Origin of the sequence: Anaerolinea thermolimosa, assembly GCF_001050195.2 — a bacterium.
In the GTDB taxonomy this organism is placed as follows: domain Bacteria; phylum Chloroflexota; class Anaerolineae; order Anaerolineales; family Anaerolineaceae; genus Anaerolinea; species Anaerolinea thermolimosa.
Map to the genome: position 1 here is coordinate 130,167 of NZ_DF967966.1, position 14,938 is coordinate 145,104.

Sequence of the window (14,938 nt, forward strand, 5' to 3'; positions counted from 1 at the left end):
TCGCTTACTGCCGCCGACCGTCAAAACCTTCTTTGGGCTTGGACAATTGCCTGCCCTTGCCCGCCTAACCCGAACTCACGTTATTTAAGCGCTCTCCCCGGTTATGACAATGTCCGCAGGATTTTAAGACCAATATTACTTCATTCCCCGGGGAAACCGGTCTAAAATCTATAGGTTGAGATTAGCATAGCTTAACCCAGAAAAGCTTCTCAGGCAAAGGATCTTGCCGGGATGACCGGCAGATGGAACTCAATTTGTTACAGGAGTATTCTTCATGAGTACACGCCAATATGTTACGATCGACGGCAATGAGGCGGTTGCCCATGTGGCTTACCGTCTCAGCGAGGTGATTGCCATTTACCCGATCACCCCCTCTTCTGCCATGGGCGAATGGTCTGACGAATGGTCGGCCAAAAATGTACCCAATCTGTGGGGCACCGTCCCAATGGTGGTCGAGATGCAATCGGAGGGTGGCGCGGCAGGTGCGGTGCATGGTGCTTTACAGACCGGTGCCCTGACGACCACTTTCACGGCTTCGCAGGGCCTCTTATTGATGATCCCGAACATGTTCAAGATCGCCGGTGAATTAACCCCGGCGGTGATCCATGTTTCGGCCCGCACACTGGCAACCCATGCGCTTTCCATCTTCGGGGATCATTCGGACGTGATGGCCTGCCGCTCCACCGGCTTTGCCATGCTGGCTTCGCGTTCAGTTCAGGAAGCACACGACCTGGCGTTGATCGCCCATGCGGCCACGCTTGAGGCGCGGGTGCCCTTCCTGCACTTCTTTGACGGCTTCCGCACCTCGCACGAGGTTCAAAAGATCGAACAGCTCAGCGAGGAAGATTTGCGCGCCATGATTGACGAAGAACTGGTGGCCGCGCACCGCGCGCGCGCCCTCAACCCCGAACGCCCCGTTCTCCGCGGCACAGCGCAGAACCCCGATGTGTATTTCCAGGCGCGCGAGACGATCAACCCCTTCTATATGCGGGCGCCCGAAGTGGTGCAGAAGACGATGGATAAATTCGCCCGGCTGACCGGCAGGGCCTATCACCTGTTTGAATATGCGGGTGCGCCCGATGCTGAACGTGTGATCATCGTGATGGGCTCTGGCGCTGAGACTGCCGAAGAGACGGCGCTCTATCTCAATCGCCAGGGCGAAAAAGTGGGTGTGATCACCGTGCACCTTTACCGCCCCTTCTCAGCAGATCATCTGCTCAAGGCGCTGCCGGCCACGGTGCGTTCAATTGCAGTGCTCGACCGCACGAAAGAACCCGGTGCGATGGGCGAACCGCTCTACACCGACGTGGTCGCTGCGATCAACGAAGGCCTGGCCAACGGCAAGGCGCCCTTCCAGCAGATGCCCCGGATGATCGGCGGGCGCTACGGGCTTTCTTCCAAAGAGTTCACCCCGGCTATGGTCAAGGCCGTCTTCGATGAGATGAAGAAGGCTGAACCCAGGAACCACTTTGTGGTGGGTATTGTGGATGATGTGACCCACAACAGCCTGGACTTTGATCCTTCCTTCTCGATCAGCGATCCCACCACCGTGCAGTGCGTCTTCTTTGGTTTGGGTTCCGATGGTACGGTGGGGGCCAATAAGAACTCCATCAAGATCATCGGTGAAGAGACCGAGAACTACGCGCAGGGCTATTTTGTATACGACTCGAAGAAATCGGGGTCGGTGACCATTTCGCACCTGCGCTTTGGCCCCAAACCGCAGCGCGCGCCTTATCTGATCGACCAGGCCGATTTTGTGGCCTGCCACCAGTTCTCCTTCCTGGAGCGGCTCGACATTACCCGCTACGCCAAACCGGGGGCGGTCTTCCTGCTCAACAGCATTTACGGGCCGGATGAGGTCTGGGATCATCTGCCGCGCGAGGTTCAGAAAGATATTATCAAAAAGAAACTGCGCTTCTACGTCATTGACGCCTACGAAGTGGCGCAGAAGACCGGCATGGGCGGGCGCATTAACACCATCATGCAGACCTGCTTCTTTGCCATCTCCGGGGTGCTACCGCGCGAACAGGCCATCGAGGAAATCAAGAAATCGATCAGGAAGACCTACGGTAAACGCGGCGAAGCTGTGGTGCAAAAGAACTTTGAAGCGGTGGATAGCACCCTGGCACACCTCTTTGAGGTGAAAGTTCCGGCGCAGGTGACTTCTACCTTCAGCCGCCGGCCGGCAGTGGCGCCGGATGCGCCTGAATTCGTGCGCGCAGTGCTTGCCCCGATGATGGTTTTTGAGGGTGATAACCTGCCTGTTTCGGCGATGCCGGTGGATGGCACCTTCCCCACGGCCACAGCTCAGTACGAGAAGCGCAACATTGCACTGGAAATCCCTGAGTGGGATCCGAACATCTGCATTCAGTGCGGTAAGTGTGTCATGGTCTGCCCCCATGCGGTCATTCGCATGAAGGTTTACGATCCGGCCCTGCTGGAAGGGGCGCCAGCCACCTTCAAGTCTACCGAGGCCAAGTTCCGCGAGCTTCCCGGCACCCGTTACACCATCCAGGTGGCCCCTGAGGACTGCACGGGTTGTGCGCTGTGCGTGGAAGCCTGCCCGGCGAAAGATAAGACGCAGGTTGGGCGCAAGGCGCTCAATATGATCCCTCAGCCGCCGGTGCGGGAGCAGGAACGCGAAAACTGGAACTTCTTCCTCACCCTGCCCGATATTGAACCGGGGAAGATCTCCGTCTCGACGGTGAAAAATGCTCAGCTGCTGCGCCCGCTCTTCGAGTTCTCGGGTGCCTGTGCTGGCTGTGGTGAAACTCCTTACCTCAAACTGCTCTCTCAGCTCTTTGGGGACCGCACGGTCATTGCCAATGCGACGGGGTGTTCCTCGATTTACGGTGGAAACCTGCCCACCACCCCGTGGGCGAAGAACGCCGAAGGCCGCGGCCCGGCCTGGGCGAACTCGCTCTTCGAAGACAACGCCGAATTTGGCCTGGGCTTCCGTCTCACGCTTGACAAGCTCGGTGAATATGCCCGCGAACTGCTGCTCGCCCTGGCGCCGCAGCTGGGCAGCCAGCTTGTGGATGGCCTGCTCAACGCAGACCAGAGCACTGAACCCGGAATCCGCGAACAGCGCGAGCGCGTGGCTGCCCTCAAAGAAGCGCTCAAGAGCGTTAAAGACCCGCGCGCCATTAGCCTTGCGGCAGTGGCCGATTACCTGGTGCGCAAGAGCGTGTGGATCGTCGGTGGGGATGGCTGGGCCTACGACATTGGTTATGGCGGCCTTGATCATGTGCTGGCTTCGGGGCGGAACGTGAACGTGCTGGTGCTCGACACCGAGGTCTACTCCAACACGGGTGGTCAGGCTTCCAAGTCCACCCCGCGCGCGGCGGTGGCCAAATTCGCCGCCAAGGGCAAGGGTTTGCCCAAGAAAGACCTGGGGATGATTGCCATGGCCTACGGCTATGTTTACGTGGCGCGCGTGGCCATGGGCGCTTCTGACCAGCAGACTCTGCGCGCCTTCCTCGAAGCGGACGCGTATGAAGGGCCGTCGCTGATCATTGCCTACAGCCACTGCATTGCTCACGGCATCGATATGCGCAAGGGCCTCGATCAGCAGAAGCTGGCGGTCAATTCGGGTATCTGGCCGCTTTACCGCTACAACCCGATGCTCATTGAGGAGGGGAAGAACCCGCTGATCATCGACTCGAAAGATCCCTCGGTGGATCTCCAGGAATACGCGTATAATGAGACGCGTTACCGGATGCTGGTTCAGGCCGATGAAGCCCGCGCTGAACAGCTCTTGAAGGAAGCGCGCGAGGACGTGCGCAAGCGCTGGAACCTCTATAAACAAATGGCCGCCATCCAGTACAACGGCCACGATAAAGAAGAGTAACCAGATTTGAAGCCCGGGCTCCACTATCCACTGCTGGAACAGTGGAGCCCGGCGGCATTGCTTGAAAGGAGGCCCTTTATGCCAGATTTGACGACAACATACCTCGGTTTGCAGTTGAAAAACCCGGTGGTGGCTTCGGCCTCCCCCATTTCAAAGAAGCTGGAGGGCATCCAGCGCCTTGAAGAAGCCGGCGCCTCGGCAGTGGTGATGTACTCGCTCTTCGAGGAGCAGATCACCCACGAGAGTCTGGCGCTGGATCACTTCCTCAACCGGGGCACCGAGACCTTTGCCGAGTCGCTCACCTATTTCCCCGACCTGGAGCGCTACAATATCGGGCCTGAGGATTACCTTGAGCTGATCCATAAAGCCAAACAAAAGGTCAGCATTCCGGTGATCGGCAGCCTGAATGGAGTCTCTACCGGAGGCTGGGTGGAATATGCCCGAAAGATCGAAGAAGCCGGCGCCGATGCCCTGGAATTGAACGTCTATTACCTGGTTACCGACCCGGCCATCACTGGCGCGGAACTGGAACAGAATTATATCGAGCTGGTCAGGAACGTGCGCGCACAGGTCAGGATTCCTCTGGCGGTCAAGCTCAGCCCCTTCTTTACTTCTTTGCCCAATCTGGCCGCACAGCTGGCGTCTGCCGGGGCCAACGGGCTGGTGTTATTTAACCGCTTCATGCAGCCTGACCTGGATATTGAAACCCTGGAAGTGACCCCCAATCTGCAATTGAGCACGTCGGCTGAGCTGCGCCTGCCCCTGCGCTGGATTGCCATTCTCTACGGGCGTGTGGCGTGTGATTTTGCGCTCACCTCAGGGGTGCATACCGGGCAGGATGTGCTCAAGGCCATGATGGCCGGAGCGAATGTGGCCATGCTGGCCTCAGAGCTGTTGCAGAATGGCATCGGGCGCATCAGTGAGATTCTCGGCGAGATGACCGCCTGGATGGAGCAATATGAGTACGAATCCATTCAGCAGATGCACGGTTCGATGAGCCAGAAGAACGTCGCTGAACCTGCCGCTTATGAGCGTGCCAATTACATGAAGGCCCTGCAGAGCTTCGATAACAAAAAGTTGTATTAAACAAACCACTGGATCGCGTTTGACCCGGGGTAAACGCCCCGGGTTTTTTTATCCTGTGTGTGAGGAGCGGGGGAAAAGTACGTCAAAGATCGGTCAAGGCGAGACCAGCCGTGAGATCTGCTTGTTATAATGGGGAAGGATTGAGGGTATCAGGGAGGTTACCATCCATGTTTCCAGGCCATCCGCTTATCGAGACGGAACATCTGATCAAACGTTACGGTGAGAAGACTGCCGTCGATGACGTCAGTTTCAGCGTTTCAGGGGGAGAAATCTTTGGTTTTCTGGGGCCGAATGGCGCCGGGAAGACCACCACGATCAAGATACTGGTGGGGTTGCTCCAGCCCACCTCAGGGGTGGTGAAGGTAGCGGGTTACGATGTGCTCCGCCAACCTCTGCAGGCCAAGGCTGCCTGCGGGTATGTGCCTGATGAACCCAACCTCTACCCGAAGTTGACCCCGCGCGAATTACTGCGTTTTGTGGGCGACCTCTACGGGCTGGAAAGCTCCCTGGTTACCCGCCGTTCGGAAGAACTGCTCCGGCTTTTTGGTCTGAGCGAAGCCGCCAATGACACCATCGATTCGTACAGTCATGGGATGAAACAGAAGACCTCGCTGGCGGCGGCGCTCGTCCATGACCCACGGGTGCTCATTCTGGATGAGCCAACGGTCGGGCTTGATCCCCGTTCGGCGCGTTTGATCAAGGATATTCTGCGGCAGATGGCCGACCGGGGCGCGGCGGTGATGCTCTCGACCCACATTTTAGAGATCGCCCAGGCGATGTGCGACCGCATCGGCATCATCAACCAGGGTAAGCTGATTGCCGTGGGCACCATGGAAGAACTGCGTCAGCTGGGGAAGGGAGAAAGTAGCCTGGAAGATATCTTCCTCAGCCTTACGGGTGGCGTGGAGTACGCCGAAATTGCCGAGGTGCTTCAATGAATGAGCAGGGAATGCCCTTTCGTGAGCCCGGCCTGTGGGCGAGCGTCTGGAAGTTGCTGCGCCTGCGCTTGCTCATTCAGGTGAATGGCTTTCGGCGGGCAAAATTACGCACCAAAATTGCCCTGATCCTTGGGGTTTTGGGTGTGCTGGCGCTTTCGGGGTCTGTGCTTTTTATCAGTATCTCCCTGCTTCAATTCCTGCGCTCTCCAGAACTGGCCCGGCTTACCGGAGATTTAACCGCCGTGCTGGAAGGTTTCCCGGTGATGCTGGTGAGTGCGTCAGCGGTGGGCATTTTAGTCACCGGGTTTGGGGTGCTCCTGCAGGCACTTTACCTGGCCGGAGATATGGATTTTCTGATGAGCGCGCCCATTCCCATTCGCGCGGTGTTCATTGCCAAGCTGGTGCAGGCCATCCTGCCCAATTTCGGCATCCTGAGTTTGTTTACCCTGCCGCTGCTTTTTGGGCTGGGGGCTTCAGGCGGGTATCATTTCCTTTTCTACCCTTTAACGGTGCTCATGCTGGTGATGCTCACCCTGGCGGCGGCTTCTCTGGCTGGCCTGCTGGTGATGGTTGCGGCGCGCTTTGTCCCCGCGCGGCGTCTGGCTGAGGTGCTCGGTTTTGTGGTAGGGACGGCAGTGTTCGCGTTCTCGCAGGGGTCGCGCTACTATAATTTTGAGCTCAATCCTGAGCAGATGCACTCTCTGCTGAGGGTGGTGGAGCGCTTCGATCAGCCGTGGTCACCGCTGGCATGGGCCGGACACGGGCTGATTGCACTGGGAAAGGGAAACTGGCCTGAGGCAGGGGGGTGGTTGACGGCGGCAATGCTGGTCACCGGCGGGGTGTTTTTCACGGCGCTGAGGTTGAGCGAACGGTTGTATTTTACCGGATGGTCGAGGATGCAGAACAACCGGCGCCGCAGGCTTCCGTCGGCTTCGGAACAGTCGGCGGCAGGGGAGCGTGGACGGCTGACGCAGAGACTGGGCAGGATGATCCCGGCGTATGTCCGCGCCATTCTGGTGAAAGACTGGCTCTCATACCGGCGAGATTTGCGCAACCTCTCGCGCCTGATCACCCCGCTGATTGTGGGAGTGGTGTACGCCATCGGCCTGCTGCGCCCTGAAGGGCGAGGAATCGAGGGAGAGGGGAACGCTCCCGCCTTTGTGACGGAAATGCTACGCGGGATTCTGCTTTACGGCGATGTGGCCCTGGCGCTTTTGCTGGGATGGATGCTGGCGGTGAACCTGGCCGGGCCGAGCATTTCGATGGAGGGAAAGTCGTACTGGGTGATTAAGTCGTCGCCGCTCAGCCCGGGACAATTGCTCACGGCCAAATTTCTGGTGGCTTACCTGCCCACCCTGGGGGTGAGCGGGGTGTACCTGATGGCTCTGCAGTTGCTCAAGGGAAGCCCGCCCCTGACCATGGTCATCAGTCTGTTTGCGGTTGCCCTGGCCTCAGCCGGTCTGGTGGGGTTGTTCATGGCGCTGGGGGTACCCCGTTCAAAGTTTGACTGGGAAGATCCGCGGCAGACCAATACCGTCGGGTGCCTGGGCTCGCTCATCGGGTTTGCTTATTTACCCGTGTGTTTTGGGCTTTTTATTGGCCCGGTTTTTCTGGCCAATCTTCTGAAATTCCCCACCCTGGCGGGGCAGCTGGCAGGGCTGGTGCTGGGTGGAACGCTGGCGGTGATGCTGGTGGTTGTGCCGCGCCCGTGGTTGATCCGCCGCATCCCCCGGCTGGGAGAATGACGGCCCAGGGCAGAAAAAGACGCCGGGAGAAGGTGGATGGGTGAGCCACATTCTCCCGGTTTTGGTTTGCCGGGGGTCTCTCTGACCAGCCCGGCGCCTGCTTGCTTCTCTATTCGGGGAAGTTGCCGATGATCTGCTCGATGGTTTCTAACACATCGTCGGTAAGGCGTTCGACGAGGTCGGCGGCCTGCAGGTTTTCATCGAGCTGTTCCAGACTGGAGGCGCCGGTGATGACCGAGGAGACTTCTTTGCGGCGCAGTACCCAGGCGATGGCCAGCTGAGAGGTGGTTGCGCCGATCTCACCGGCCAGAGCGGTGAGCTGGCGCACGATCTGGATCCGTTCGGGGGTGATACGGTCGCGCATCCAGGCCATGCTTTCAAGCGAGGCGCGACTGCCTTCGGGGATGCCGTCGTTGTACTTCCCGGAGAGGATGCCGTAATACAGCGGGCTGAAGGTAGTCAGGCCGATGCCCTGTTCGCGGCAGACCGGAGCGAGGAAGTTCTCTACCCGTTTGCGGTGGAACATATTGTACTGGGGTTGTTCCATGGTGGGGCCGATGAGGTGATTGGCGCGGGCCACTCCGATGGCTTCCATGATCTGGTGCGGTTCCCATTCAGAGGTGCCCCAGTACAGAACTTTGCCCTGATGGATCAGGTCATTCATGGTGTAGACCACTTCTTCGACCGGGGTGTCGGGATCAAAACGGTGGCAGAAGTAGAGGTCGACGTAATCAGTTTGCAGGCGCCGGAGTGAGGCGTGAATCGACTCGGTGACGTGTTTGCGTGAAAGCCCCCTTCCATTGGGGCCGGGCATGGTGGGCCAGAATACCTTGCTGGAGATGACCAGGGCTTCGCGGGGCAGGTCGCGGATGGCTTTGCCCATCAGCGTCTCAGCCTGCCCGTTGGCGTACATATCGGCGTTATCGAAGAAATTCACGCCCTGGTCATAGGCGGCATGGATGAGTTCGTCGGCAAGTTTTTCGTCCACCTGGTTGCCAAAGGTTACCCAGGCGCCGAGAGAAATTTCACTGACTTTGAGGCCCGAACGGCCCAATCGACGGTAGTGCATGGTTTCCTCCAGAAATGGGTTGGTATGAATCGGCAGACCCTCAACGAGGCCCGCGGTTGAAGGATGGGTTATGGCTCATCAGGATGGTGCACATCTCCGATGCCCAGGGGCTTCCATTTTTCGTCATTGGCGCGCAGGCGGTGAACTCCGCCGCCCCGATTGTGGAGTTCATCGAAGTGCTCCGGTTTGATGAACATGGCTTCGCCCTCCAGCAGGCCGGTGATGCCCGACTGGCCAGGTTCGACGCGCGGGTTCTGGCAATAGGGGCAGGTTTTGGGATCGTGAGGGTGATATTCGATGGGTTCTTCGTAGGTGGTGATGAACCCCTCGTAATTGCGCAGGACAATTTTATGATCAGACATGCTCACCAGGTAGTTGGGCATGAGCGGGATTTTCCCGCCGCCGCCGGGAGCATCTACCACATAGGTGGGCACCGCATACCCTGAGGTGTGCCCGCGCAGCCCTTCGATAATTTCGATGCCTTTGGCCACAGGGGTGCGGAAGTGCCCGGCTCCCTCGACCAGGTCGCACTGGTAGAGGTAATAAGGGCGCACGCGAATGCGCACCAGGTCTTGCACCAGGCGGCGCTGGATGTGCACACAATCGTTCACCCCGGCCAGCAGCACGCTCTGGTTGCCCAGAGGAACACCCGCGCGGGTAAGCCGGTCACAGGCATCGGCCAGTTCCTGGGTGATTTCGTTGGGATGGTTGACGTGAATGTTCATCCATAAGGGATGATACCGGGCCAGCATGTCGCACAATTCCTGCGTCACCCGCTGGGGTAAAAAGACCGGCACACGGCTGCCGATGCGAATGATCTCGATATGCTCAATCTCACGCAGGCGGCTCAAAAGCTCTTCGAGCAGTTTGGGAGCCAGGGTTAGCGGATCGCCACCGGAGAGAAGCACATCGCGTACCTGTGGGGTGCGGCGCAGGTATTCGAGCTGCATTTCAAATTCGGCGCGCGAGAAGGTGGCGCCGGGGTCGCCAACGATGCGGGAGCGGGTGCAGTAGCGGCAGTAGGAAGCACACTGCGTGGTGACCAGCATCAGCACCCGGTCGGGGTAGCGATGCACCAGGCCGGGCACAGGCGAGTGGCGGTCTTCGGCCAGCGAATCTTCCATCATCCCGGTGAAGGGGACAATCTCTTCGGCGCGCGGCACCACCTGCAGGCGGATGGGATCGTGGGGGTCTTCGGGGTTGATCAGCGAGATAAAGTAGGGGGTGATATCCACGCGGAACAGCCCCTGAGCATTGAGAGCTTTGCGTTCGCTTTCGGTGAGGGGGAGAACTTTCTCAAAATCCTCTACCGTATTCAGGCGGTTGCTCAATTGCCAGCGCCAGTCGTTCCATTTTTCATCCGGCACATCGCGGTACAGAGGGGCGCGCTGGTTGGCTTTGAATTTGACTGGAGACATAACACCTCGTAAGATCTTCGCACAGAAAAATCTGTGGATAGAAAGGGCCGCACGGATGCAGCCCTGATATTCACCGGTAGCAAAACCCGGTGTGGTAACTGCTCAACTTGATTCTACGAGACAAAACCTTTCAGGTCAACAGCGTATCGGCCAGGGGTGCGCGGCGGGTTTCGAGGGGTAAAAGCAGGGCGGCAACACCGGCCAGGATGTAGCTGATGGCAAAAACTGTGAGGGGCAGTACCAGCCCCGAACCGAGAAGCACCGCGCCCAGGCTGGGGGCGATGGCGCCAGCGATGCGGGTGAAGCCGCTGGCCGCACCCATGCCGCTCCCGCGCAGGTTGGTGGGGTAGGCTTCAGGGGTGTAGGCATACAGTGCTCCCCATGCTCCCAGGGTGAAGAACGACATCCAGATTCCCATGGCTACGATCCAGTTCAGGGAGGTAGCGGCGGCAAAGAGGTAGGTGAAGACGCCGCTGGCAAGCAGGTAAAAAGCCAGTGTACGGCGGCGCCCCCAGCGCTCTACCAGCCAGGCGGCCGAGAAATACCCCGGCAGCTGCGCCAGCGCCAGGATGAAAGCATTCTGGTACACCGGCAGCAGCGTCATGCCGGAGGCGCGGAAGAACCCCGGCAACCAGGTGAACACCCCGTAATACCCCAGCGAAATGGCAAACCAGATGAACCACAGCAACAGCGAGGTGCGCCGGAGGCGGGGATGAAGCAGGTCGGTGAGGCGGCCTGGGGCCGTTTGGGGGGGCGGGGCCAGGGTGAAGTCGGCCAGGGTACGGCCATTTTCAGCCGCTACCTGCCGTAAAACGGCGGTGGCCTGCTCAGGCTTGCCGCTGATCATCAGGTAGCGCGGCGACTCGGGGATGTAACGGCGGATAAAGAAGATGATCAGGCCGGGAATGGCCGAAATGCCCAGCAGCCAGCGCCACCCCAGGTGAGGGACGATGAGCCAGGCCAGCCCTGCGGCAAAGACGGCCCCCAGTGCCCAGAAGGCTTCCAGCAGTACCAGGTAGCGTCCGCGTTTTTCGGCGGGCAGATATTCCGCGAAGATGCTGTAATCGACCGGGAGCGTTCCCCCCACACCGAAGCCCGTGAGCGCGCGCAGTGCCACCAGCCACCCGAAGCTGGGGGCAAAGGCCGAAGCCAGCCCGAATATGGAATCGATGGCCACAGTGGAAATAAAACCAATTTTTCGTCCAATCAAATCGCTCAGGCGGCCCCACAGCCAGGCGCCGGCCAGCATTCCCAGGAAGATAGCCGTACCCAGCAGGCCCTTCTGAGCGTTGCTCAATCCCCATTCTTCTCCGATGGCGGGCAGGGCGAAAGAAATGAGCAGCACTTCCATGGCGTCTGCTGCCCAGCCAAGCCCGCAAATGATCATCAATTTACGCTGGAAACGACCCAACCCGGCGTGTTCAATCGCCTCGTCAAAGGTTAATAAAGTGGTCATGACGTCTTTTACCTCCGTTGGGGAGGCATTATACACCCATTGTGTGAAAAATACACTAACTATGTGCGAGAAAACCTGGCCCGGTGAGGGTGATTTTTCTCCCCCCGGAGGGGTGCTTCTCCCTTTGTTTACCGCCCAAAGAGCACGTAGCTGACGAGCGCGGTTGCCGAGCCGAGGAGGACGCCGGAGAGCACCTCCAGCGGGGTGTGGCCAATGACTTCTTTAAGTTGTTGCTCGCTGATCGGCTGGCCGCTGAATAACTCCTGGAAAAGCAGGTTGATACGTTCAGCGTGACGCCCGGCTTCGCGGCGCACCCCGGCGGCGTCGTACACCACCACCATCGCCAGCGCCAGCGCCAGCGCAAACAGGGGGGTGTCGAAACCCACAAAAAGGCCAATGGCGAGCATGGCGCTCACCACCAGCGCTGAATGCGAACTGGGGTTTCCCCCTGAGCTGAACCACAGTCCCCACAACCACCGGCGTGTTTCCAGGTACTCCAGGAACGGCTTGAGGAATTGTGCCAGAAACCAGGCGGCAATCGTTGTCCAGAGGACCTGGTTGCGTAATAATTCAGCCAGCATCATCCAGAATCCTCATCGTTTTCTTCCACAACCACCTGCCGCACGCGCAATTCAGCCTGATCGAGCAGGGCGGCGCAATGTTGCAGGAGCGTCTGGCCGCGCTCGAACAGAGCGAGCGACTCTTCCAGCGAAGCCGGGTTTTCTTCGAGGGTGGCAATGATCTCTTCCAGCTTCTGCATGGCTTCTTCATAACTCAGTTGATTCACAGGCTCAAGGGGTTCGCTCACGGTTGAATCTCCACATGGTGAATCTGGGCTTCCAGGGTGCCATCGGCCAGGCGCAGACGAACCTCGTCACCGGGCGCGGCCTGGGCGGCGCGCGTCACCAGCTCGCCGGTAGGGCGCTCAATGACGGCAAAGCCGCGCTGAAGCACTGAAAGGGGATTTAAAGATTGCAGGCGTGCCCGGTGCGCGGCCAGAGATGCCCGGGAAAGTTCGAGACGGCGGTAGAGAGCACGTGCAAGCCGTTCGCCACGGGCATCGAGGCGCTGACGTTCTTCGCGCACCAGGCCCAGGGGTGAACGGCGTTGCAGGCGTTCCCGGTGGAGCGACAACGCTGCCCGCGCCCACGTCAGGTGTTGCCGCATGGCCCCTTCCAGGCGGCGCTGCTGGCGTTCCAGCTCGATGCGCAAATCGGCGCGGTCGGGGGTGGCCAGCGTGGCGGCGGCGGTAGGGGTGGGGGCACGCAGGTCAGCGGCAAAATCGGCCAGGGTAAAATCGGTTTCGTGCCCCACACCGGTGATCACCGGCACTGCGCACGCGGCGATGGCGCGTACCACCTGCTCATCGTTGAAGGCCCACAGGTCTTCGAGAGAGCCGCCTCCGCGTGCCACCAGAATCACATCCGGCTGTTCTTCGAGGCGCTGCAGGGCCTTCAGGGCGCGCACAATTTCGGCGGGGGCTTCTTCTCCCTGCACCGAAGTGGGGGCCAGCAAGACCTCGGCCAGGGGGTACCGGTGCCGCAGGATATTGAGCATGTCCTGAAGGGCGGCGCCAGTGGGCGATGTAACCAGCCCAATGCGGCGGGGAAAGGGGGGAATCTTCCGCTTGCGGGCGGGATCGAAGAGCCCCTCGGCTTCGAGGCGAGCCTTAAGGCGCAGGAAAGCCTGGAAAAGGGCCCCCTCACCGGCTGGCCGTACAGCATCAATGTAGAGCTGGTAAGCGCCATCGCGCTCGTACACGCTGATCGCCCCGTGTGCTTCGATGGCCATCCCGCTCTGTAAGGCGATGGGAAGATGCGCGGCGGTGGTGCGCCAGATGACACAGCGCAGAGCCGCCTCGGCATCCTTGAGGGTTAGGTAGATATGCCCCGACGTGGCGCGGGTGTAATTGGAAATCTCGCCCTGCACCCATACATCCTGCAGAAGCTCGTCGCCTTCCAGCAGGTCACGCAGGTAACGCGTCAGTCGGCTGACGGTAAGCGAGGGGGGAGGAAATAAGGGTAGGGTTTCCAAGAGGCGGTGCGGCTCCTTGTGCGGTATTAAGATACCAGCCCTGCTTCAAGCTGTCAATTCAAATTCAATTGTATGCTACAATTGGCGTGAGGGTTGGTCGAATGATCTCAAATTAAAGAGAGGATGTAGCCTCGAATGGAAACGTTATGGTCTCCATGGCGCATGAAATATATGATGAACCCGGACCCAGTGCAAGATTGTATCTTTTGCAAAGCCCTCCGCGAAGAAGATGGCCCTGAGAATCTCATTGTTCTTCGTCGCAATCATGCTTTTGTCATCCTGAACCGGTATCCCTATACCACAGGGCATATTATGGTGGTGCCTTATGCCCATGTCGATTCGATTGAGGCCCTGACTCCTGAAGCGCGGGCCGAATTAATGGACCTCATGGCCGAAATGATGGTTCTCCTGCGTGATCTTTACCAGCCTCAGGCTTTTAACATCGGTGCTAACATCGGCAAGGCCGCCGGTGCCGGTGTGGCCGGGCATGTGCACATGCATGTTGTGCCGCGCTGGTCGGGAGATACCAATTTTATGTCCACCATCGGCGAAACCCGTGTCCTCCCGGAGGAGCTGGAGGTCACCTATCGCCGGATTCGAGAACGATTGGCGCGCTGAACGTCAGCGGGAGGGGTGATAGCCGCCCCTCCCGCTCTGTTTTTAGAGGTGGATGCCCTGTTCGGCACGGATCTGCGCGATGCGCGGATGGCCGCTGTAAAAGCCGTGGTAAGAATCGGGCAGGAGGGCGGCGATGCGCAGCATGATCTCGTCGGCGTACGCTTTCAACTGTTCGCTGCGGTTTTCCCGTGAGAGGGGTTCCAGCCAGAAGGGCTGGCCAAAACGCAGGGTGACCTTCGGAAAACGCAGGGTGAGCGCTCTGGCGAAGAAAACTTCTGATCCGGCGATGCCCACCGGAACGATCGGCACATTGGCGCGTAAGGCCACCAGCGCTGTACCCGGTTTGCCCTCCTGAAGTTGAGCATTCCGGCTGCGGGTTCCTTCAGGGGCGATCCCCAGCGCCAGCCCCTTTTTCAGAGCCTCGACGGCGGCGCGCATGGCGCCAAAATCGGCGTTCTCGCGGTCGAGCCAGATGATCCCCCCTGTGTCGAGAATCCATTTGAAAAAGGGATAGCGTTTGTATTTGTCGGCCACCAGGGCGGTGATGTCGGTGCGTACGGGGTTAATGAACAGCATGAGGGTATCGATGCGGCTCATGTGGTTGGTGGCAATGATGACCCCGCCGGTGGGAGGGATGTTTTCTACCCCCAGAAAGACAGGACGGCTGAGGGTGTGTAGCAGACGGTGTAAAATGCGGCGAAGCGTTTCTCGTTGCATAAAGGTT

Annotated in this window: 12 protein-coding genes; 5 read left to right on the plus strand and 7 right to left on the minus strand. The window is 59.3% G+C overall.

Going from position 1 to position 14,938, the window contains the following annotated elements; all coding sequences use genetic code 11:
• The first annotated feature begins 274 nt into the window (after positions 1 to 274).
• From nifJ to ATHL_RS16035, 4 genes are all read left to right on the plus strand, one after another.
• Entirely contained in the window at positions 275 to 3,850 is a 3,576-nt protein-coding gene (gene nifJ / locus ATHL_RS16020; protein WP_062195886.1) for a pyruvate:ferredoxin (flavodoxin) oxidoreductase, read from the plus strand.
• A 78-nt stretch (positions 3,851 to 3,928) separates the two neighbouring features.
• Positions 3,929 to 4,936: a dihydroorotate dehydrogenase-like protein gene (locus ATHL_RS16025; RefSeq protein WP_062195889.1), complete on the plus strand. Its 1,008-nt coding sequence runs from the start codon at positions 3,929 to 3,931 to the stop codon at positions 4,934 to 4,936.
• A 167-nt stretch (positions 4,937 to 5,103) separates the two neighbouring features.
• Positions 5,104 to 5,874 carry an ABC transporter ATP-binding protein gene (locus ATHL_RS16030; protein WP_062195890.1) on the plus strand — a complete coding sequence of 257 codons (771 nt, stop codon included), beginning with the start codon at positions 5,104 to 5,106 and terminating at the stop codon, positions 5,872 to 5,874.
• Positions 5,875 to 5,885: 11 nt separating this feature from the next.
• Positions 5,886 to 7,619 (plus strand): putative ABC transporter permease subunit, encoded by a 1,734-nt coding sequence (locus ATHL_RS16035; RefSeq protein WP_162787770.1) that lies wholly within the window; start codon positions 5,886 to 5,888, stop codon positions 7,617 to 7,619.
• A gap of 109 nt (positions 7,620 to 7,728) precedes the next feature.
• On the opposite strand, the gene ATHL_RS16040 is transcribed toward ATHL_RS16035, so the two are convergent.
• The 6 genes from ATHL_RS16040 to xseA form a co-directional block, all read right to left on the minus strand.
• Positions 7,729 to 8,688, minus strand: coding sequence for an aldo/keto reductase (locus ATHL_RS16040; RefSeq protein WP_062195894.1), 960 nt, complete (start codon positions 8,686 to 8,688; stop codon positions 7,729 to 7,731).
• A gap of 68 nt (positions 8,689 to 8,756) precedes the next feature.
• Positions 8,757 to 10,106 (minus strand): lysine 2,3-aminomutase, encoded by a 1,350-nt coding sequence (gene kamA, locus ATHL_RS16045; protein WP_062195896.1) that lies wholly within the window; start codon positions 10,104 to 10,106, stop codon positions 8,757 to 8,759.
• 130 nt (positions 10,107 to 10,236) lie between these two features.
• A complete protein-coding gene (locus ATHL_RS16050) occupies positions 10,237 to 11,562 on the minus strand; it encodes an MFS transporter (protein ID WP_062195898.1) in 1,326 nt (441 codons plus the stop codon).
• Between the two features lie 128 nt (positions 11,563 to 11,690).
• Positions 11,691 to 12,146 carry a divergent PAP2 family protein gene (locus tag ATHL_RS16055; protein ID WP_062195899.1) on the minus strand — a complete coding sequence of 152 codons (456 nt, stop codon included), beginning with the start codon at positions 12,144 to 12,146 and terminating at the stop codon, positions 11,691 to 11,693.
• A complete protein-coding gene (locus ATHL_RS16060; protein ID WP_084001616.1) occupies positions 12,143 to 12,370 on the minus strand; it encodes an exodeoxyribonuclease VII small subunit in 228 nt (75 codons plus the stop codon). The genes ATHL_RS16055 and ATHL_RS16060 overlap by 4 nt, the downstream gene beginning before the upstream one ends.
• A complete protein-coding gene (xseA, locus tag ATHL_RS16065) occupies positions 12,367 to 13,596 on the minus strand; it encodes an exodeoxyribonuclease VII large subunit (RefSeq protein WP_062195901.1) in 1,230 nt (409 codons plus the stop codon). Before xseA ends, ATHL_RS16060 begins: the two co-directional genes overlap by 4 nt.
• A gap of 135 nt (positions 13,597 to 13,731) precedes the next feature.
• Here xseA and ATHL_RS16070 point away from each other — a divergent pair, with 135 nt between their 5' ends.
• Positions 13,732 to 14,214 carry an HIT family protein gene (locus ATHL_RS16070; RefSeq protein WP_062195902.1) on the plus strand — a complete coding sequence of 161 codons (483 nt, stop codon included), beginning with the start codon at positions 13,732 to 13,734 and terminating at the stop codon, positions 14,212 to 14,214.
• 42 nt (positions 14,215 to 14,256) lie between these two features.
• Here ATHL_RS16070 and ATHL_RS16075 read toward each other — a convergent pair whose 3' ends face one another.
• Positions 14,257 to 14,931, minus strand: coding sequence for a lysophospholipid acyltransferase family protein (locus ATHL_RS16075; RefSeq protein ID WP_062195904.1), 675 nt, complete (start codon positions 14,929 to 14,931; stop codon positions 14,257 to 14,259).
• Positions 14,932 to 14,938 lie beyond the last annotated feature (7 nt).